This window comes from Streptomyces sp. NPDC104814, assembly GCF_055583185.1.
The window spans coordinates 50,032-66,877 of record NZ_JBVJOL010000004.1 but is presented as its reverse complement, the minus strand read 5'-3'; the positions used below and the strand labels follow the sequence as shown (position 1 = coordinate 66,877).

General features: G+C 73.1%; 20 protein-coding genes. 11 read left to right on the top strand and 9 right to left on the bottom strand.

Features of this window, described 5'->3' with window-relative positions; translation table 11 throughout:
• Positions 1–3: 3 nt before the first annotated feature.
• Positions 4–456, top strand: a complete 453-nt coding sequence (locus ACZ64A_RS16135) for an RpiB/LacA/LacB family sugar-phosphate isomerase (protein WP_469810916.1) — start codon at positions 4–6, stop codon at positions 454–456.
• Between the two features lie 119 nt (positions 457–575).
• Here the strand turns inward: ACZ64A_RS16135 and ACZ64A_RS16130 are convergent, their stop codons facing one another.
• Positions 576–1,010: a hypothetical protein gene (locus ACZ64A_RS16130; RefSeq protein ID WP_469810915.1), complete on the bottom strand. Its 435-nt coding sequence runs from the start codon at positions 1,008–1,010 to the stop codon at positions 576–578.
• A 211-nt stretch (positions 1,011–1,221) separates the two neighbouring features.
• On the opposite strand from ACZ64A_RS16130, the gene ACZ64A_RS16125 reads away from it, so the two are divergent.
• From ACZ64A_RS16125 to ACZ64A_RS16115, 3 genes are all read left to right on the top strand, one after another.
• Positions 1,222–2,085: an arylamine N-acetyltransferase family protein gene (locus ACZ64A_RS16125; protein ID WP_469810913.1), complete on the top strand. Its 864-nt coding sequence runs from the start codon at positions 1,222–1,224 to the stop codon at positions 2,083–2,085.
• Positions 2,086–2,167: 82 nt separating this feature from the next.
• Positions 2,168–2,581 (top strand): VOC family protein, encoded by a 414-nt coding sequence (locus tag ACZ64A_RS16120; protein ID WP_469810912.1) that lies wholly within the window; start codon positions 2,168–2,170, stop codon positions 2,579–2,581.
• 177 nt (positions 2,582–2,758) lie between these two features.
• On the top strand, positions 2,759–3,985 hold the full coding sequence (locus ACZ64A_RS16115; protein WP_469810911.1) for a GNAT family N-acetyltransferase: 1,227 nt from the start codon (positions 2,759–2,761) through the stop codon (positions 3,983–3,985).
• 68 nt (positions 3,986–4,053) lie between these two features.
• Here ACZ64A_RS16115 and ACZ64A_RS16110 read toward each other — a convergent pair whose 3' ends face one another.
• From ACZ64A_RS16110 to ACZ64A_RS16095, 4 genes are all read right to left on the bottom strand, one after another.
• Complete coding sequence (locus tag ACZ64A_RS16110) at positions 4,054–5,499, bottom strand: glyceraldehyde-3-phosphate dehydrogenase (protein ID WP_469810910.1); 1,446 nt, start codon at positions 5,497–5,499, stop codon at positions 4,054–4,056.
• A 104-nt stretch (positions 5,500–5,603) separates the two neighbouring features.
• On the bottom strand, positions 5,604–5,954 hold the full coding sequence (locus tag ACZ64A_RS16105) for a hypothetical protein (protein WP_469810909.1): 351 nt from the start codon (positions 5,952–5,954) through the stop codon (positions 5,604–5,606).
• Positions 5,955–6,365: 411 nt separating this feature from the next.
• A complete protein-coding gene (locus tag ACZ64A_RS16100) occupies positions 6,366–6,554 on the bottom strand; it encodes a hypothetical protein (protein ID WP_469810908.1) in 189 nt (62 codons plus the stop codon).
• Between the two features lie 96 nt (positions 6,555–6,650).
• Positions 6,651–7,031: a luciferase domain-containing protein gene (locus ACZ64A_RS16095; protein WP_469810907.1), complete on the bottom strand. Its 381-nt coding sequence runs from the start codon at positions 7,029–7,031 to the stop codon at positions 6,651–6,653.
• A 152-nt stretch (positions 7,032–7,183) separates the two neighbouring features.
• On the opposite strand from ACZ64A_RS16095, the gene ACZ64A_RS16090 reads away from it, so the two are divergent.
• Positions 7,184–7,690 (top strand): AMIN-like domain-containing (lipo)protein, encoded by a 507-nt coding sequence (locus tag ACZ64A_RS16090; protein WP_469810905.1) that lies wholly within the window; start codon positions 7,184–7,186, stop codon positions 7,688–7,690.
• On the opposite strand, the gene ACZ64A_RS16085 is transcribed toward ACZ64A_RS16090, so the two are convergent.
• Positions 7,691–8,308 carry a TetR/AcrR family transcriptional regulator gene (locus tag ACZ64A_RS16085; RefSeq protein WP_469810904.1) on the bottom strand — a complete coding sequence of 206 codons (618 nt, stop codon included), beginning with the start codon at positions 8,306–8,308 and terminating at the stop codon, positions 7,691–7,693. It abuts the gene before it with no gap.
• 97 nt (positions 8,309–8,405) lie between these two features.
• Between ACZ64A_RS16085 and ACZ64A_RS16080 the strand changes: the two genes are divergently transcribed.
• The 3 genes from ACZ64A_RS16080 to ACZ64A_RS16070 all read left to right on the top strand — a co-directional run bounded on the left by ACZ64A_RS16080 (position 8,406) and on the right by ACZ64A_RS16070 (position 12,391).
• Positions 8,406–9,938 carry an APC family permease gene (locus ACZ64A_RS16080; RefSeq protein WP_469810903.1) on the top strand — a complete coding sequence of 511 codons (1,533 nt, stop codon included), beginning with the start codon at positions 8,406–8,408 and terminating at the stop codon, positions 9,936–9,938.
• A gap of 106 nt (positions 9,939–10,044) precedes the next feature.
• The gene (locus ACZ64A_RS16075) at positions 10,045–11,619 is read left to right on the top strand and encodes an amidohydrolase (protein ID WP_469810902.1); all 1,575 of its coding nucleotides are present in this window, start codon (positions 10,045–10,047) and stop codon (positions 11,617–11,619) included.
• An 82-nt stretch (positions 11,620–11,701) separates the two neighbouring features.
• A complete protein-coding gene (locus ACZ64A_RS16070) occupies positions 11,702–12,391 on the top strand; it encodes a restriction endonuclease (RefSeq protein ID WP_469810900.1) in 690 nt (229 codons plus the stop codon).
• A 70-nt stretch (positions 12,392–12,461) separates the two neighbouring features.
• Here the strand turns inward: ACZ64A_RS16070 and ACZ64A_RS16065 are convergent, their stop codons facing one another.
• Both ACZ64A_RS16065 and sigJ read right to left on the bottom strand, forming a co-directional pair.
• On the bottom strand, positions 12,462–13,361 hold the full coding sequence (locus ACZ64A_RS16065) for an SCO2400 family protein (RefSeq protein WP_469810899.1): 900 nt from the start codon (positions 13,359–13,361) through the stop codon (positions 12,462–12,464).
• 159 nt (positions 13,362–13,520) lie between these two features.
• Positions 13,521–14,444 carry an RNA polymerase sigma factor SigJ gene (sigJ, locus tag ACZ64A_RS16060; RefSeq protein WP_469810898.1) on the bottom strand — a complete coding sequence of 308 codons (924 nt, stop codon included), beginning with the start codon at positions 14,442–14,444 and terminating at the stop codon, positions 13,521–13,523.
• 104 nt (positions 14,445–14,548) lie between these two features.
• Here sigJ and ACZ64A_RS16055 point away from each other — a divergent pair, with 104 nt between their 5' ends.
• Positions 14,549–14,917 (top strand): hypothetical protein, encoded by a 369-nt coding sequence (locus ACZ64A_RS16055; protein WP_469810896.1) that lies wholly within the window; start codon positions 14,549–14,551, stop codon positions 14,915–14,917.
• A 218-nt stretch (positions 14,918–15,135) separates the two neighbouring features.
• Positions 15,136–15,402, top strand: coding sequence for a hypothetical protein (locus tag ACZ64A_RS16050; protein WP_469810895.1), 267 nt, complete (start codon positions 15,136–15,138; stop codon positions 15,400–15,402).
• A gap of 58 nt (positions 15,403–15,460) precedes the next feature.
• On the opposite strand, the gene ACZ64A_RS16045 is transcribed toward ACZ64A_RS16050, so the two are convergent.
• Entirely contained in the window at positions 15,461–16,024 is a 564-nt protein-coding gene (locus tag ACZ64A_RS16045) for an NAD(P)H-dependent oxidoreductase (RefSeq protein ID WP_469810894.1), read from the bottom strand.
• A gap of 119 nt (positions 16,025–16,143) precedes the next feature.
• Between ACZ64A_RS16045 and ACZ64A_RS16040 the strand changes: the two genes are divergently transcribed.
• On the top strand, positions 16,144–16,806 hold the full coding sequence (locus ACZ64A_RS16040; RefSeq protein WP_469810893.1) for a TetR/AcrR family transcriptional regulator: 663 nt from the start codon (positions 16,144–16,146) through the stop codon (positions 16,804–16,806).
• The last annotated feature ends 40 nt before the right edge of the window (positions 16,807–16,846 follow it).

The following is a 16,846-nucleotide window of genomic DNA, read 5'->3' as shown; positions in this document are numbered from 1 at the left end:
TCCATGCGGATCTCCGTCTCCTCGGACATGGACGAACCCGTGGCCCGCGCCCTGGTCGCCGAGCTGGGACGGCGTGGCCACGAGGTGGTGGCGCACGGGGCGCTGCGGCCCGGTGACGACCCGCAGTGGGCGGCGTGCTCGGAGGCGGCCGCCCGGGAGGTCGCCGCGGGGCGGGCCGAGCAGGGGGTCGTCTGCTGCTGGACCGGCACCGGCGCCTCGATCGCCGCCAACAAGGTGCCCGGTGTGCGGGCGGCCCTGTGCACCGACGCCTACACCGCGGACGGCGCCCGCCGCTGGAACGACGCCAATGTGCTCGCCCTCAGCCTGCGCCTGACGTCCGAGCCGCTGCTGAAGGAGATCCTCGACGCCTGGTTCGCGGCCGAGCCCGGCGACGACGCCGAGGACCGCGAGAACCTGGCCCGCGTCGGCCGGCTGGACGTCGCGTGGGAGGCATGACCGGCGCGGCAGCAGGGGCGCCGGACGGTCGTGTGCCTTGTGCGACCTCAGGCGGTCGCGGTGCCGGGCGGGCCGTGTGACCGCACTACGGTCGCGGTGCCGGGCGCGGATGTGCGACCTCAGACGGTCGAGGCCAGCACGGTCACGCCCAGGGCGATCAGGGCGATCACCTTCAGCAGCTCGAGGGCGATGTAGGCGAAGTGGGCGCGGGAGCGGGGCGCCTCCTCGCCGGCGAGGATCCGGTCGCTGCGCCGGTTGAGCACCGGGCGGACCGCCGCCAGCTGCACCACCAGCAGCACCACCGCCACCGCGGTGAGCGTGATGTGCCCCGCGCCGGGCGACCCCACGGCGACCGCTGCCACGACGGCGACGGCCAGGACCGCCTCGGCGATGTTCAGCGCGCGGAAGACCAGCCGGCCGATGCCGAGCCCGAGCGCCACCGTCACGCCGGGCGCGCGGAACTTCAGTGGGGCCTCCAGGAACGAGATGGCCAGCACCATGCCCAGCCAGGTGAAGACGGCGGCGCCCGCCACGGCGGCCGGTACTGCGTTCATATGAGGTCTCCGAAGGGTCGTACACACTGGCGCGACGCACCCCTGGGCAGCCCGGTGGTGCGTACACACATCTCGGCCTCACGAGTGTGACCGATGCCCCCGGCGCCCCCTGCGGCGGGGCTGCCCGCACCGGCCCTAGGGCGAAAGTCGCAGCCGGAGGCGGGACCAGGGACCGCCGACGGGGGCGGGCGGTGATCCCTAAGGTGAGGGCATGCATGAGACCGCCCGGTTCGACCTCGACGCCTACCTCCGGCACATCGGATGGGAAGGGGAGCGCCGCCCCGACGCCGTGACCCTGCGGGGCGTGCACCTCGCCCACATGCGCTCCATCCCGTTCGAGAATCTGGACGCCCTCGGCGGCACGGTGCCCTCGCTCGGCATGGCCGACCTCACCGCGAAGCTGCTGCACAGCCGGCGCGGCGGGTACTGCTACGAGCACAACACCTTGTTCGCCCACGCGCTGGAGGCGCTCGGGTTCCGGGTGACGCGGCTGGCGGCACGGGTCGTGGTGGGCGCCGATCGGCTGCTCAGCCGCCCCCGCACGCACATGGCCCTGCTCGCCGAGGCCCCGGACGATCCGCAGCCGTACCTGGCCGACGTCGGGTTCGGCGCGCTCGGGGCGCTGCTGGAGGCCGTGCCGCTCACGGCCGGCACCGAGGTCCGCGACGCGGGACGCCGGCACCGGCTGGTCCAGGTCCCGCACGACGGACCGCTTCCGATGTGGGTGCTCGAGGCGCACCGGGCGGCCGGGGCAGGAGACCCGGACGGCGCAGGGAACGGCTGGGAGGCGCAGTACGCCTTCACCGTCGAACCCTTCGAACACCCCGACTTCGAGGTCATCAACTGGCACATCGCCACCAACCCGCGCTCACCGTTCAGCCGGCGCCTCTACGCGCAGCGGCTCACGTCCGACGGCGGCCATCTCTCCCTGGACGACCGTCTGCTGACCGCGACCCGCCCGGACGGCACGGTCATCAGGCGTGAGCTGGCCGACGAGGCCGAGGCCCGTCGTGTGCTCGATCAGGAGTTCGGCATCGCGGCCCCGGACGGGCCGGCCCTGCTGACCCGGCCGTGATCACCTCGCTCCGGCGGGCCGTTGTCAGTGCCCGGAGCTAGTCTGCGGACAACTGACCGTTCGCTTGATCTGGGAGGTTCTCATGGCCTCGCGTCTCAACCCCTACCTCAGCTTCGACGGCGACGCCCGGCAGGCGCTGGAGTTCTACAAGGAGGTCTTCGGCGGCACGCTCACCGTGAACACCTTCGGCGAGTTCGGGCACCCCGACCCCGCACAGGCCGACAAGATCATGCACGGCATGCTGGAGACCTCCGCCGGTTTCACGATCATGGGCGCCGACACCCCGCCCGAGATGCAGCGCACGGCCGGCAACAACTACTCCGTGAGCATCAGCGGTGACGACGAGAGCGAGCTGCGCGGCTACTGGGAGCAGCTGTCCGCGGACGCGTCGGTGTCGGTGCCGCTGGAGAAGCAGATGTGGGGCGATGTCTTCGGCATGTGCACCGACCGGTTCGGCGTGCCCTGGATGGTCAACATCGCCCAGGCGGAGAGCTGACCCGGCGGCGCTGATCCCTCGGGGCTGACCCGCCGTCACCGGCCCTCTCCCGTCACCCGGTCGTCCCATTACGCCACAAAGCCTTGACAACGTACGCATAGTCCCGCGACGTTTGGGCATGGTCGAGAAGTCCGCTTCCCGGCCGTCGGCGTCATGGGGGGATGGGGGAGCGATCGCATGCGATCCGTCAGCAGCGCCGCGGAGATCACGATCCACAGAACGGGCGAGCTGACCCAGTCCCTGAGACGGGCCTGGCACCGCGCGATGGAGGAGTCACCCGAGTACGCCAACCCCTTTCTGGCACCCGAGTTCGCCATCGGTGTCGGCAGATACCGGAGCGGGGCTCGGGTGGCCGTGCTGCACGAGGACGGCGAGCCGGTGGGCTTCTTCCCGTACGAGCGCGGCGCCTTCGGCGTCGGCCGGGCCATCGGGCTCGGCCTGTCCGACTGCCAGGCCCTGGTGCACCGGCCCGGGGTCACCTGGGACGCCCAGGACCTGCTGCGGGCCTGCGGGCTCGCCAGCTTCGAGTTCGATCATCTCGTCGCGGACCAGAAACCGTTCGAGCCGTCGGTCACCGGAGCCTTCGCCTCTCCGGTGATCGACCTGGAGGACGGCGACGACAGCTACCCGGAGTGGCTGCGCGCCACCTACCCGGGGCACGCCAAGACGACCTTGAAGAAGGAGCGCCGGCTGGGGCGGGACGCCGGTGAGGTCCGCTTCGTCTTCGACGACCGTGATCCCGAGGCGCTGCGCACCCTCATGCGGTGGAAGTCCGCCCAGTACCGCCGCACGGGCCGGATGGACCGGTTCTCCCGGCCATGGATCGTCGACCTGGTGGAGTACCTGTTCCAGGTCCGCGAGGCGTACTTCACGGGGGTGATGTCCGTGCTCTACGCGGGGGAGCGGCCGGTCGCGGTGCACTTCGGACCGCGCTCCCGCACGGTGCTCGCGGCCTGGTTCACCGCGTACGACCCCGACTTCCGCCGCTACTCGCCGGGCCTCATGATGCATCTGCGCCTCGCCGAGGCGGCCCGCCGGGAAGGGGTGCGGCTCATCGACTGGGGGCGCGGCGACAAGGAGTACAAGGACTGGCTCAAGACCCGTGAGCTGCGCGTCGCCGAGGGCTTCGCCACCCGGGCCCACCCGGTCGCCGCGGCCCACCGGATGGTGCGCAGGCCGGTGCGGGGGCTGCGCAACACGGTGCTCGCCCATCCCGCCCTGCGCGAGCCGGCCGACCGCCTGCTGAAGACGGTCGGCGCCCTGCGTGCCCACAAGACCCCGCCGGACTCGGCGGTGCCGTCCGACCCGACGGCTGCGCCCGGCCGGACGGCGGCGCCCGACGCGATGACCGCGTCCCACGCGAAGGCCGCGACCGACGCGAAGGCGGTGTCCGGTCCGGCCTGACCCCCTCCACGCCGGAGGCCGGCGCCCCGGAACAGGGCGCCGGCCTCGTCGCTGCCGTGGGGGCGGGGTCAGACCGCCGGGGCGGGGTACGTCGGGTACTCGACGCCGGAGACGTGCTGGACGACCCGGATGACCTGGCAGGAGTAGCCGAACTCGTTGTCGTACCACAGGTAGAGGATCGCGTTGTCGCCCTCGACCTTGGTGGCGCCGGCGTCCACGATCGACGCGTGCCGCGAGCCGATGAAGTCGCTGGAGACCGCGTCGGGCGCGCTGATGAAGTCGATCTGGCGGCGCAGCGGCGAGGTCAGCGACACGTCGCGCAGGTAGTCGAGGACCTCCTCGCGCGTGGTCTCGCGGGACAGCTGAAGGTTGAGGATCGCGATCGACACGTCCGGCACCGGCACACGGATCGAGCTGCCGGTGATCCGCGCCTTGAGATCCGGCAGCGCCTTGGCGACGGCCGAGGCGGCACCGGTCTCGGTGATGACCATGTTCAGCGGCGCGGAACGGCCACGGCGCTCGGACTTGTGGTAGTTGTCCAGCAGGTTCTGGTCGTTGGTGAACGAGTGGACGGTCTCCACGTGACCGCGCTGCACGCCGTACTCGTCGTCCATCGCCTTCAGCGGCGGCACGATGGCGTTGGTGGTGCAGGAGGCGCAGGACAGGATCTGCTCGTCGGGCTTGATCGTGTCGTGGTTCACGCCGTGCACGATGTTCGGCACGTCGCCCTTGCCGGGGGCGGTCAGCACGACCTTGTCGATGCCCGGACGCAGGTGCTGCGAGAGGCCCTCGCGGTCCCGCCACTTGCCGGTGTTGTCGATGAGGATCGCGTTCTTGATGCCGTACGCCGTGTAGTCGAGCTCGCTCGGGTCGTTGGCGTAGATGACCTTGATCTCGTTGCCGTTGGCGAGGATCGTGCTGTTCTCCTCGTCCACGGTGATGGTGCCCTGGAACTGGCCGTGGATGGAGTCGCGGCGCAGCAGCGAGGCGCGCTTGACGATGTCCTGGGCGCCACCGCCGCGCACCACGATCGCGCGCAGGCGCAGGCCGTTGCCGGAGCCGGCCTTCTCGATCAGCAGGCGGGCGACGAGGCGGCCGATGCGGCCGAAGCCGTACAGGACGACGTCGCGGCCCTCACGGCGCTCGATCTTGTTCTCGCCGGTGGCGCCGGCCACGGCCTCGGCGGTGAACTGCTCGATGCTCAGGCCGCGGTCGTCGCTCTTGTACGTCGCGGCGAGCATGCCGATGTCGATCTGGGACGGGCCCAGGTCGAGGGTGGTGAGCGCCTGCAGGAAGGGCATCGTCTCGGTGACCGAGAGCTCCTCGCCGGCGATCTGACGGGCGAATCGGTGGGTCTTGAGGATGCTGACCACCGACTTGTTCACCAGGGAACGGCTGTGCAGCAGGACCGTCACGTCCCGCTCCCGGTGGAGCTTCCCGATGATCGGGATCATCGACTCCGCGATCTCCTCGCGGTGGTTCCAGGTGGTGAACGAGTCGTCGTTGACAGTCACGGGTCCAACTTTCGAGCTAGGTGGCGCTCATATGCTAACCGCACCGCCCGAGGGCTCCGCCAGGTGGCCCCCTTCACCGCGTCTTCACCGCTCCCGGCCGACCTTCACCGGGGCGCCGGGCCCGCGCGCAGCAGCAGGACGGTGATGTCGTCGCAGTAGCGGCCCGTGGCAGGCAGGATCCGGCCGGCGATCAGCGCGACCCCGTACGCCCACCGTCTCGCCGAGCGCGGCCGCGAGATGCACCAGCTGGTACAGGCGGCCCGTGGGGGCGATGCCGGGGCGGCGGGCCGGGGGGCCGCCGGCGCGCCGTCCGGCAGCGGTCCGCTCCGCGGCGTGACGCGCACGCTGACGCCGCTGGCGTCCGGGTACAGCTCGAAGGCCAGGCCCTCGCCGGGCGGGCGCACGGCGGTGAAGAACACCGGGGGCCGGCCCTCCGCGCGGGTCCCCTTCTCCACGGGGCCGTCCGCGTTTCCGTTCCCACGGCCTCCGCACGGTCCTCCCCGTGCGCCTCGGTCCGGTCCTCCGCCGTCTCGCGCGGGCCGTCCGCCGTCTTGCGCGGGCTGTCCGCCGGCTCGGGCCGGGCGTCCGTCTGCTCGTGCCGGGCGATCAGATAGAGGCCGCCGATGGAGGCGCCGGTGCGGCGGACCGTGTCGGCCAGGGCCGCGTCCAGGCGTGCTCCGGCGTTCCGGCGCCCGCGGGGTGAGGGTCGCCCACCGGGGGGCGCGGCTCGCTGTGGCACCGAGTGCTTGCCGCCCATGGTCGGACGGTACGCCGGATGCGGCCGCCCGGCCCAGCGCTCGCCGTCAGGGGCCCAGCGCTCGCCTCCGACGGTCCAAGGCTTCTTCGCCGTCGCTCCGCGCCGACGGTCACATCGTCGCCTGCACGGCCTCCTGGAAGGTCTTCATGCAGGGGAAGCAGTGCTTGTCGGTCTCGTCGGGGTCCTGGGGTTTCTCCTCCCGTTTCTTCATTCCGCACAGCGTGGAGGTCTTGTCGGTCGTCAGGACGTGCCACACCGGTTCACCCCGGGTGTCTGCGCCGCACCACATCTCGTGCATCTCAGCTACCTCGGTTCGGAATGGGGAGGGACTTCTCCATCCGAGCACGACGGCAGGAGCCCGGCCCACTGGTGGCAGCCAGTCGGGTGACCCCGGCTAACGGCGCTGGGCCGGGATGCCCGCGTGGACCGTGCAGCGCGGGGGCGGTGTGCCGTGCGCGACCGGGCCCCGCTGGTGGGCGCGCAGGGCCAGGCTGACCAGGGTCATCAGCAGATCGATGTCGGTGTCGACCTCCAGACGCACCGTCACCCACTGCGCTCCCGGGACCAGCCGCACCGCGGTCGCGCTGCCGAGGTCCTGTTCGAAGCGCCGTATGGCCCAGGTGGTCAGGTGCAGGTCCACATCGCGCTGGGTGTGGAAGTGGGCGATCTCGGCCTGGGCGGAGCGCAGAGCGCGTCCGTTGCCGCAGCTCGGGGCGGTCTCGCTGAGATCCGCCCAGTTCGCCAGCCGGTCCATGGCTCGCAGGGCCAACGTCATGGGGTCATCATGATGCGCTCACGGCCCGGACACCAAGGTGTGAGCGAGACGTAACCGAACCGCAGCCTGCGGCGTGCAACCGTACGGCCGAGTGGAATGTCCCTGTTGATGACACTTCCGTCCCCTCACCCACGAAGAAAGCGGGGGGCGTCATGCAACCTCTTCCTCGCCGTGCGGCCGCTGTCGTGGCCGCACTGATCGGACTCTCCGTGGCCGGTGCCACGGCCTCCGCCGCTCCGCAGTCCGCTTCGGCGCCCACGACCGCGCTGGTCACCAACGCCCGCTGGGCCGGGCACTGCACCTACGACCGGCTCGTGATCGACGTCCGGGGCGCCGTGCCCCACGTCACCGTGACGCCGGTCAGGCAACTGCGCTACGACGCGTCGGGCAAGCCGGTCCCGCTGCCCGGGCGTCACTTCCTCTCCCTCAGGCTGTCGCCCGCCGCCGCGCACAACGCGGCCGGGCAGAACGTGTACCGGGGGCCGCGTCTGGCCACCGTCCGGTTGCCCCAGCTCAGGGGTCTGGCGCTGACCGGTGACTTCGAAGGCGTCGTCTCCTTCGGCGCCGCCTTCCACAGCAGCCCCCACTACCGCGCCTACACGCTCCACTCCCCGGGCCGCGTCGTCCTGGACGTCCGGCACGGCAACGTCTGCCGCTGATCAGTCCTGCAGGCACTCCTCGAGCCTGCGCCTGGCGTGGGCCAGGAACGCCTCCAGGGCCAGTTCGAAGGCGCGGTCGGCCCGGTGCGGGCCGGCCGCGTCCAGGGCCTCGGCCAGCCGCGGGGTGGCCGAGGCGTCGGACAGCTCCCACATCGCCTCGGGTGCGGCGAGGTCCAGCGCGGAGCCCAGGACCACGTTCTCCAGCGCGACCAGCACCGGCATCACCTCGGACGTGGGGAAACCCGCGTCCAGCAGCAGCGTGACGGCCCGCTCGTACTGCTCCAGCACCCGGGGTGCCCGCACCGGATTCGTCATCAGCAAGGGGATCGCCCGCGGGTGCGCCGCGAACGCGGCCCGGTAGGAGCGTCCCCAGGCCGCCAGTGCCGCGTCCCAGGGGCGGATGTCGAGCATGGCGATGTCCATGTCCCGTGACACCCGCTCGCGCAGCAGCTCCACGATCCCGTCGCGGCCGTCCACGTGGTGGTAGACCGAGCCGGTCTGCACCCCGAGCCGCCGCGCGATCTGCGGGACGCTGAACTCGCCCTGCTCGTCCACGAGTTCCAGCGCGGTGGTGGTGATGCGCTCCCGGTCCAGCAGGGGTGTGCGCGGCCGTCCCATGTCTTGATCTTCCCCCTCGGGTCTTCCCAGGTGTCTGAAGGGGAGGTTACATTGCGGAAACCGAAAGCCTTTCGGTTTACGGCGCCGGAGATCCCGCATGCCCGTGCCCCGCCCCTTGCCCGCAGCTCAGAAGGGCTTCGCCGTGCCCGACACCACCGCCCCACCCCCGCCCGCCGCAGCGCTCAGAAGCGGCTCCCTCGGCACCGCCGACATCGCGTTCTTCGTCGTCTCCGCCGCCGCCCCGCTCACCGTCATGGCCGGTGTCGCCCCGCTGGCGATCCTGCTCGGCGGGATCGGCGCACCCGTCGGCTATCTGCTGGCCGGTGTCACCCTCGCCGTCTTCGCGATCGGCTTCACCACCATGAGCCGCCACGTCCACGGCGGCGGCGCCTTCTACGCGTACATCACCCGCGGACTCGGCCGCAGCGTCGGCGTCGGGGCCGCCCTGCTCGCCCTGGTCGGCTACAACGGCATGGAGATCGGTGTCTACGGCCTCCTGGGCACCGCCACCCGCGACACCGTCCACGCCCTGACCGGTGCGCACCTGCCCTGGCTCCCCGTCTCCCTGGTGGGCCTGCTGGTCATCGGCTACGGCGGCTACCGCTCCATCGACTTCGGTGCCAAGGTCCTCGGGGTCCTGCTGGTCGCCGAGACCGGCATCCTCGTCCTGCTCGCGGGCGGTGTCCTGCTCAAGGGCGGCGCGCACGGCCTGTCCCTCGCCTCCTTCACCCCGGGCAACGTCTTCGTGCCCGGCACCGCCGCCGTCCTCGCGTTCGCGTTCGCCGCGTTCACCGGGTTCGAGTCGACCGTCATCTACCGACGCGAGGCCCGCGACCCCGACCGCACGGTCCCGCGCGCCACCTACATCGCCGTCGGCTTCCTCGGCCTCTTCTACGCCTTCGTGGTCTGGATCGCCGTCCAGGCCTTCGGCGACAGCCAGGTCGTGGCGGCGGCCGGCAAGGACCCCGGCGGGCTCTTCTTCTCCGCGATCACCACCTACGTGGGCGGCTGGGCGGCCGACGTCATGCACGTCCTCATCGTCACCAGCGTGCTCGCCTCCCTGCTGGCCTTCCACAACGCCATCAACCGCTACGGCCTCGCCCTCGCCGAGGAGGGCGTCCTGCCCGGGGCGCTGGCCCGCGTCCACTCCCGCCACGGCTCCCCGTACGTCGCCGGGATCGGCCAGACCGTGCTCGGCGCCGCGGTCGTGCTCGCCTTCGCAGCGGCCGGCGCCGACCCGTACGACCAGCTGCTGCTGTGGGTCAACACCCCCGGCATGCTCGGCCTGCTGGCGCTGCAACTGCTGGCCGCGCTCGCCATCCCCTTCTACTTCCGGCGCGTCAGGCACAGCGAGGGGGTCCTGCGCACCGTCGTCGCCCCCGTGGCCGCCGTGGCGCTGCTGGCCACCGCCATCGCCCTGGTGATCACCCACCTCGACCTGTTCACGGGCGCCTCGGCGACGGTGAACACCGTCCTCGCCGCCGTCGTCCCGGCCGTGTTCCTCATCGGGCTCGCGCTCGCCCGCTGGCTGCGCCGCCACCGGCCCGAGGTGTACGCCCACTTCGCCGCCGAACCCGGCAGCGAGACCGCGGCCTCCCCGGCCGGACCGGCCGTCCTGGCCCGCGACTGACCCACCACCCGAGCCCGCGACCGACCCACCGCCCCCGCGTTCGCGACCGACCCACCGCCCCCGCGTTCGCGACCGACCGCACCCTCCGCCGAGTCCAAGGAGTCCCATGCCCACCGCCGACCTCGTCCTCACCGGTGCCCGTGTCCGCACCCTCGACCCGGACGCGCCCGAGGCCCGCGCGGTCGCCGTCCGCGACGGACTGATCGCGTACGTCGGTGACGAGGCAGCCGTACGCGAGTGGTGCGGGGCCGGTACCGAGGTGGTGGACCTGGCCGGCGCCAGCCTGGTGCCCGGCCTGGTCGACGGGCACAGCCACCCGGTGTGGGGCCTGGAGATGACCTCCGGCACCGACCTCTCCCACGTCCGCGACCTGGACGCCCTGCGCGCCGCGCTCGCCACGGCGCCCCGCACCGACGGCTGGGTCCTCGGCTGGGGCCTGGACCACAACGTCTTCGGCGGCCGGCCCGTCGACCGCGCCCTCGTCGAGGACGTCCTGGACGGCGCCCCGGCCTTCCTGCGCCTGTACGACGGCCACTCCGCCCTCGTCACCGGCGCCGCGCTGAAGGCCGCCGGCATCAGCGGCCCGCGCGCCTTCGCCCAGCGCGCCACCATCGTCACGGACGCCGACGGCCGGCTCACCGGGCACCTCGTCGAGCACGCCGCGATGGACCTCGTCCACGAGGTCGCGCCCCGGCTGCCGTACGCCGAACGACGGGCCCGGCTGGTGGAGTTGCTCGCCGGGATGGCCGCGACCGGTCTCACCGGCGCCCACGTCATGGACGGCGGCGACCCCGATCTGGTCGGCGCCGTCGCAGAGGAGACCGTCCTGCCGGTGCGGCTGCGCTTCGCCCCCTGGTGCATGCCCGGTGCGGACCGGGGGGCGCTGGAGGAGCTGGTCGCCGCGCAGCGCCGGGGCGGACGGCACTGGCAGGTGGGCGGCGTGAAGTTCTTCATGGACGGCACCGTCGAGGGCGGCACCGCCTGGCTGGAGCACCCCGACTGCCACGGGCAGGGCACCGAGGCGTTCTGGCCCGACCCCGAGGCCTACAGCGACGCCGTGCGCTTCCTGCACGGCGCCGGAGTGCGCACCGCGACGCACGCCATCGGCGACGCGGCCGTGCGGCACGTCCTGGACACCGTGGAGGCGCTGGGGGAGGACGCCCGGTTCGCCCATCGCATCGAGCACATCGAGTCCGTTCCCGACGACACCGTCCCCCGCTTCACCGCGCTCGGCGTCATCGCCTCGATGCAGCCCCCGCACACCGCGTACACCCGTCCGGACCGCACCGACGAGTGGTCTACGCGCCTGGGCCGGGCCCGCGCCGGGCGGGCCTGGCGGCTGCGTGACCTGCGCGACGCCGGTGCGGTCCTCGCCCTCGGCTCCGACTGGCCGATCGCCCACTTCGACGCCCGCGCCGTGCTCGCCACGGCCCGCGCGCCGAGGGGCGCCGCCTCCGACCGCGCCGGGCTGACGGGCCTTCAGGCCCTGGAGGGCTGCACCACTCACGCGGCCCTCGCGGCCGGGGAGCAGACCGTCACCGGCCGGATCGCCGTCGGGTTGCGCGCCGACCTGACGGCGCTCGGCGTGGACCCCGTCGAGGCCCCGGCCGACGAGGTCGCCGACGCCCCCGTGCCGCTGACCGTGACCGGCGGCCACATCGTGCACCGAACGGCCGGGTGAGCGCGCACAGTTGGCCGACCCTCGCCTACTGCCGTCGCGCGGCCCCGCCCACACTGCCGGTACGGACGGCAGGGGAGGCGGCGTGGCGGCTGGGCGTGGACGGGGCGGATCCGCTCGCGGGCGCGGGGCGACGGCGTACGGCGCGGGGCTGGCCGTCGCCCTGCTGGTGGCGGGTGTGGCGGCCGGCTGGGCGTACGCCCTCGCCGTGGTGCTCGCCGGCGGGCTCGTGGTGGGCGGCCGGTGGCTGTGGCGCACCGACCGCGCCCTGCGCGGACACGACCGGCGGTGGCGGCGGGAGCAGGCCGTCGAGGCCGGCCGGCGCAGCCTCGCGGGCGTCGACACCATGACGGGCGGCGAGTTCGAGGAACTCGTCGCCGCGCTGTGCCGGCGCGACGGATGCACCCGGGTGCGGCGCGTCGGCGGCGCCTACGACGGTGGTGCCGACGTCATGGGGCGGCTGCCGGACGGCCGTACGATGGTCGTGCAGTGCAAGCGGTACGCGCCGAGCCGCACCGTGGCCAGCCGCGAACTGCGCGATCTGCTAGGCGCCAAGGTGCATTTCGGCGCCGAGGTCGCCGTGTTCGTCACCACCACCCGGTTCAGCCGACCCGCCGAGGACTTCGCCCGGTACAACGGCATCCTGGCCGTCCACCGCGACCTGCTCGGCCTGTGGCACAACGGCACGGCCCTGCCGGCGCTCGGCGCGGTGAGCGGCCACGGTCAGGGCGACGCCCGCCACCGGGCCCGCTGGAAGCAGGCGTACGGCAAGTGACGAACCCTCGGCCCGTCCGTCTCGGGGGAGGGCCCAGGGTTGTGGCGGCCCGTCATGGACGGTGAGCCCGTCAGCCGAGACACACCACCAGCAGGCAGAGCTGCTGCTGCGACGGCGTCGTGCTGGACGGCGAGGTGCTCGACGACGAGGTGCTCGCCGGCGCCGGAGCGGGCGCGGTGCCGCTCCCGGAGCCCGTGGGCGTCGACGGCTGCTGCGCCGACGTGGAGGTGCCGACGGGGTCGGTGACCGGGGCGTTGGACGGCTGCGGCAGCGGGGTGTGGTGCTGCTGGACGGTGGGGACCAGCGGCTGCGCGGGGACCGCGGACTGCGGCCGGGCGTGGCTCGCCGGTACGGCGGCGGGTGACCCGGCGCCGTCCGTGTGCCGGGCCGGCGGCACGGCCGGTGCCGCGTGCCTCGGCGCCGAGCGGGCGGGGGAGTGCTGCGGCTCGGGCGCCACCGGGGGTGCGTAGGTCTGCGCCGGTTCGTCGGCGATGTTCATGGTGTGGTCGTCCGGGGTGGCCGCGGCCTGCGCGCGGCTCCCGGAGCCGCGGTCCATCGCGGCCACCGTCAGTCCACCGCCGACCAGCGCGACGGCGGTCGCCACCGCCGCCCGACGCCGGTTCTTCTGCCAGCGGGCCCGCTGCCGGCGCCGCGCGGCCCGCCCGGACGGCGCGGAACCACCGTCGTACGCGACGTCCTGCGCACCCCCCGGCCCGTCCTCGGCGACCGCGGCCGACGGCTCCCAGACCGGCGCGCCGCCCGACGGCTCCTGGGCCGTGCCCGACCGCTCCCAGACCGGCGCGGTGTACACCGGCTCGCGGGCCGGAGCGATGCTCACCGACTGTCCGGCCGACGCCGTGGTGGTGGGCTCGGCGTCGAAGCCCGGGTCTATGTCCGGCGCGTAGGCGCCACACCCCGGGCACACCAGGGCGCCGTTGAGGTGGCGGCGGCACGAGGAGCAGTAATCCATCGGTGTCTTCCTGACGGTGGTACGGACGGCCAGTCACGCTAACGAGCCTGTCGAGAGGCTGTGTGCAGTCCGTGTGAGACTCCTGCGCGGATTCTCCGGCGGCCCTGCGCGCGCCGGACACAGGGGACACCGGCGGCCGGTGTCAGCGGCCCGTGACGGTCAGTCCGTCGCCCGTGCCCAGGGCCGCAGCTTCTCCGGATTGCGGACCACCCAGATCCGGGTGACGCGTCGGCCGCAGACCTCGAAGGCGGCCACGGTCGCGACGACGCCGGCGCGCTGCGCCACCAGTCCCGGCATGCCGTTGACCGAGCGCTCCAGGAGTTCGAGGCCCGGAGCCCTGTCGGCGATGGCGGCCATGTACTGGGCGATGCGCGCGCCGCCCTCGACGGGACGCAGCACCGTGCCGACCATGCCGCCGCCGTCGGCGGTCATGACGGCGGCCGGGTCGAGGAGACCGACGAGAGCCGCGATGTCCTTGCTCCGCCACGCCTCCTTGACGTGCCGCACCACCTCGGCCTGGCCGGTCGCCGTGACCGCGGGGCGCGCCGCGCTCACCCGCCGCCGGGCGGAGGAGGCCAGCTGCTTGCAGGCCGCGGGGCTGCGCTCCAGAACGCCGGCGATCTCCGCGAACGGGTAGCGGAAGACGTCGTGCAGGACGAACGCCACCCGCTCGGCGGGCGTCATCGACTCCAGGACGACGAGGAAGGCCATGGTCACCGACTCGTCCAGGACGATCTGATCGGCCGGGTCCGCGGGGCCGGCCGTCTCCGCGCCGCCCGTGGGGTGGCCCCACTCGGTGCGGTCGGGCAGCGGCTCGGGCAGCCACGCGCCGACATACCGTTCCCGGCGGGCCCGCGCCGAGCCGAGCACGTCCAGGCAGATGCGGCCGGTCACCGTCGTCAGCCAGGCGCCGGGGGACACGATCTCCGCCCGCCGGCTGCGCGACAGCCCGTACCAGCGTGCGTAGGCGTCCTGCACGGCGTCCTCGGCCTCGGCCAGGGAACCGAGCAACCGGTAGGCGACGTTGATCAGTTGCCGTCGCTCGGCGGCCGGCTCCGCCGTGCCGGTCCCGACTGTCCCCATACGTGCGGCCGCCCCCTCGCCTTACCTTTCGCGGACCCGTGTCGTCGGGCTGGTGAGACCTTATCGATCCACCGCCCGAGGGCGGAGAAGAAGGGGAGACCGACATGGCCACCGAGGTGACGGCGAACTCCCGGCGTACGTCCTCGTTCCTGAGGATCGCGATCGCCGCGCAGACCCTGACCATCTTCCTGCAGGCGGTCTCCGCCGGGCTGCTGCTGACCTCGTCCTACGGAGAGACGCTGCACAGCGCCGGGGCCCGGGTGATGTACGCGGCGTCGATGCTGTACGTGCTCGCCGCGGTGCTGGCGTGGAAGCCGGGCGGCGGCTCGACCCGGCCCGTCTGGCACGCGTCGGGATTCCTCGCCCTGGCCTCCGTCCAGGTCGTGCTCGGCATCGCACACGTCCCCTCGGTCCACCTTCCGCTCGGTGTGCTGATGTTCGGCCTGAGCCTGCTGGCACTGTCCCGCCGCTGAAGCCCCGCCTCCAGCGCGTCCGCACGCCCGCCGGCCGGTGACCAGCTCAAGCCGTTCGCCCAACCGGCGCGCCTTCGACCGTTCCCTGCGGCCGGCGCCCGGTCGCCTCGTCGACCAAGCGGCCTACAGGTTCGGCGGGTTGACGCCATCGAGGCGGTCAGGGACGCGATCGAGGTCGTCTCGTAGCCGTGGGTCCAGAACAGGATGGGCTGCGGGCGATGCGCGAGGAGACCAAGGCCGCCTTCGCCGCTCGCATCCGCGCGGACGTCGACGCCGGGCTCCTGGGTCAGGAGGTGGACGCCGATGCCCTGGCGGCGTACTGCCCGGCGGTCGTCCAGGGGATGCACCAGCAGGCGTGCGACGGGGCGGACCGGCGCACGCCGGCGCGGATCGCGGCCTCGCCATGGTGGCCTCGCCCTCGTCCGCGCCCTGATGACGGGGTCGGCCGGGAGAGCGAGGAACGGCGAAGGGGTGGCAGCCCGTGAGCTGCCACCCCTTCGCCGTGAGCGTGAAGCAGAGAGTGCCTGGTGAGGAACTTCCGCGTCAGGCGGCGACCGCCTCGCCCGCGTGGCCGTGCAGACGGGCGACGACCTCGGTCAGCTGCGCGGCGACCTCGGCGTCGTCCACCGGGTGGGTCTCGGCGAAGCGGGTGACCGAGCCGGGGATGGAGAGCTTGATGTCCTCGATCACCTTGCCGCCGGCGATGCCGACGGCCTTGCGGGTGTCGTCCTGCGCCCACACGCCGCCGTACTGGCCGAAGGCGGTGCCGATGACGGCCACCGGCTTGCCGCCGAAGGCGCCGGCGCCGTACGGACGCGACAGCCAGTCGATGGCGTTCTTCAGGACGGCCGGGATGGTGCCGTTGTACTCGGGGGAGAAGAGCAGGAAGGCGTCGGCGGACTGGGCGGCCGTGCGCAGCGCGGCGGCCGGGGCGGGGACGCTGCCCTCGACGTCGATGTCCTCGTTGTAGAACGGGATCTCGGCCAGTCCCTCGAACAGCACGACCTCGGCGCCCTCGGGGGCGAGCTTGACGGCGGCCTCGGCGAGCTGACGGTTGTGCGAACCGGCGCGCAGGCTGCCGACCAGGGCGAGGATACGAACGGACATGGGAACTCCAAGGGCTGCTGAAAGACTGCTGTCATAAATCCGGACCGGGGTCCGTTTATTTTTCTATCACCCTAACCGGACCGCGGTCCAGTTTCATTCCCATGCTTTACGCTGAGTTCATGTCCGTGCCCCTGCCACCTGTTCCGCACCCCCAGGAGATCGACGGCGCACCCGAACTGCTCACCCTCGGAGCCGCCGACGACGAGCCGTGCCTGCGCGCCGACGCCGCCCGCAACCGGGCCAAGCTCCTCGACGCCGCCTCACGGCTGATCGCCGAGTGCGGCGTGGCCGGCGTCACCATGGAGGCGGTGGCGGCCGCGGCGAACGTCGGCAAGGGCACCGTCTTCCGCCGCTTCGGCGACCGCACCGGACTGCTGACCGCGCTCCTCGACCACTCCGAGCGCAAGTTCCAGGCCGCGTTCCTCAGCGGTCCTCCGCCGCTCGGCCCCGGCGCCCCGCCCGTGGAGCGGCTGCGCGCCTTCGGGTGCGCGCTGCTGCGCAGGACCGTCGCCGAGCTGGAACTGGAGCTGGCCGCCGAGCCGAGCCCGGACCGCCGCTACGTCGTACCGCCGCGCCGGGTGCTGCACAGCCACGTCGCCCTGCTGCTGCGCCAGGCGGTCCCGGACGCCGACACCGAGCTGCTGGCGCACGCGCTGATGGGCCAGCTCAGCCCGTCCCTGGTCCACCACCTCACCCGCCAGTGCCGGATGCCCGTCGAGCGGCTGGAGGCGAGCTGGACGGACCTCGTCGACCGCGTCACCCGCACGGAGCCCCGCTGCTGAACCCCGGCAGTGCCGGAAACGGTGCGGTGAGTCGCTCAGC

Excerpts from the sequence above, each read along its gene's own strand:
- ACZ64A_RS16135 (WP_469810916.1), top strand. The coding sequence starts at position 4 with ATGCGGATCTCCGTCTCCTCGGACATGGACGAACCCGTGGCCCGCGCC.
- ACZ64A_RS16130 (WP_469810915.1), bottom strand. The coding sequence starts at position 1,010 with ATGAACGCAGTACCGGCCGCCGTGGCGGGCGCCGCCGTCTTCACCTGG.
- ACZ64A_RS16125 (WP_469810913.1), top strand. The coding sequence starts at position 1,222 with ATGCATGAGACCGCCCGGTTCGACCTCGACGCCTACCTCCGGCACATC.
- ACZ64A_RS16120 (WP_469810912.1), top strand. The coding sequence starts at position 2,168 with ATGGCCTCGCGTCTCAACCCCTACCTCAGCTTCGACGGCGACGCCCGG.
- ACZ64A_RS16115 (WP_469810911.1), top strand. The coding sequence starts at position 2,759 with ATGCGATCCGTCAGCAGCGCCGCGGAGATCACGATCCACAGAACGGGC.
- ACZ64A_RS16100 (WP_469810908.1), bottom strand. The coding sequence starts at position 6,554 with ATGCACGAGATGTGGTGCGGCGCAGACACCCGGGGTGAACCGGTGTGG.
- ACZ64A_RS16095 (WP_469810907.1), bottom strand. The coding sequence starts at position 7,031 with ATGACGTTGGCCCTGCGAGCCATGGACCGGCTGGCGAACTGGGCGGAT.
- ACZ64A_RS16090 (WP_469810905.1), top strand. The coding sequence starts at position 7,184 with ATGCAACCTCTTCCTCGCCGTGCGGCCGCTGTCGTGGCCGCACTGATC.
- ACZ64A_RS16085 (WP_469810904.1), bottom strand. The coding sequence starts at position 8,308 with ATGGGACGGCCGCGCACACCCCTGCTGGACCGGGAGCGCATCACCACC.
- ACZ64A_RS16080 (WP_469810903.1), top strand. The coding sequence starts at position 8,406 with ATGCCCGTGCCCCGCCCCTTGCCCGCAGCTCAGAAGGGCTTCGCCGTG.
- ACZ64A_RS16075 (WP_469810902.1), top strand. The coding sequence starts at position 10,045 with ATGCCCACCGCCGACCTCGTCCTCACCGGTGCCCGTGTCCGCACCCTC.
- ACZ64A_RS16065 (WP_469810899.1), bottom strand. The coding sequence starts at position 13,361 with ATGGATTACTGCTCCTCGTGCCGCCGCCACCTCAACGGCGCCCTGGTG.
- sigJ (WP_469810898.1), bottom strand. The coding sequence starts at position 14,444 with ATGGGGACAGTCGGGACCGGCACGGCGGAGCCGGCCGCCGAGCGACGG.
- ACZ64A_RS16055 (WP_469810896.1), top strand. The coding sequence starts at position 14,549 with ATGGCCACCGAGGTGACGGCGAACTCCCGGCGTACGTCCTCGTTCCTG.
- ACZ64A_RS16050 (WP_469810895.1), top strand. The coding sequence starts at position 15,136 with ATGCGCGAGGAGACCAAGGCCGCCTTCGCCGCTCGCATCCGCGCGGAC.
- ACZ64A_RS16045 (WP_469810894.1), bottom strand. The coding sequence starts at position 16,024 with ATGTCCGTTCGTATCCTCGCCCTGGTCGGCAGCCTGCGCGCCGGTTCG.
- ACZ64A_RS16040 (WP_469810893.1), top strand. The coding sequence starts at position 16,144 with ATGTCCGTGCCCCTGCCACCTGTTCCGCACCCCCAGGAGATCGACGGC.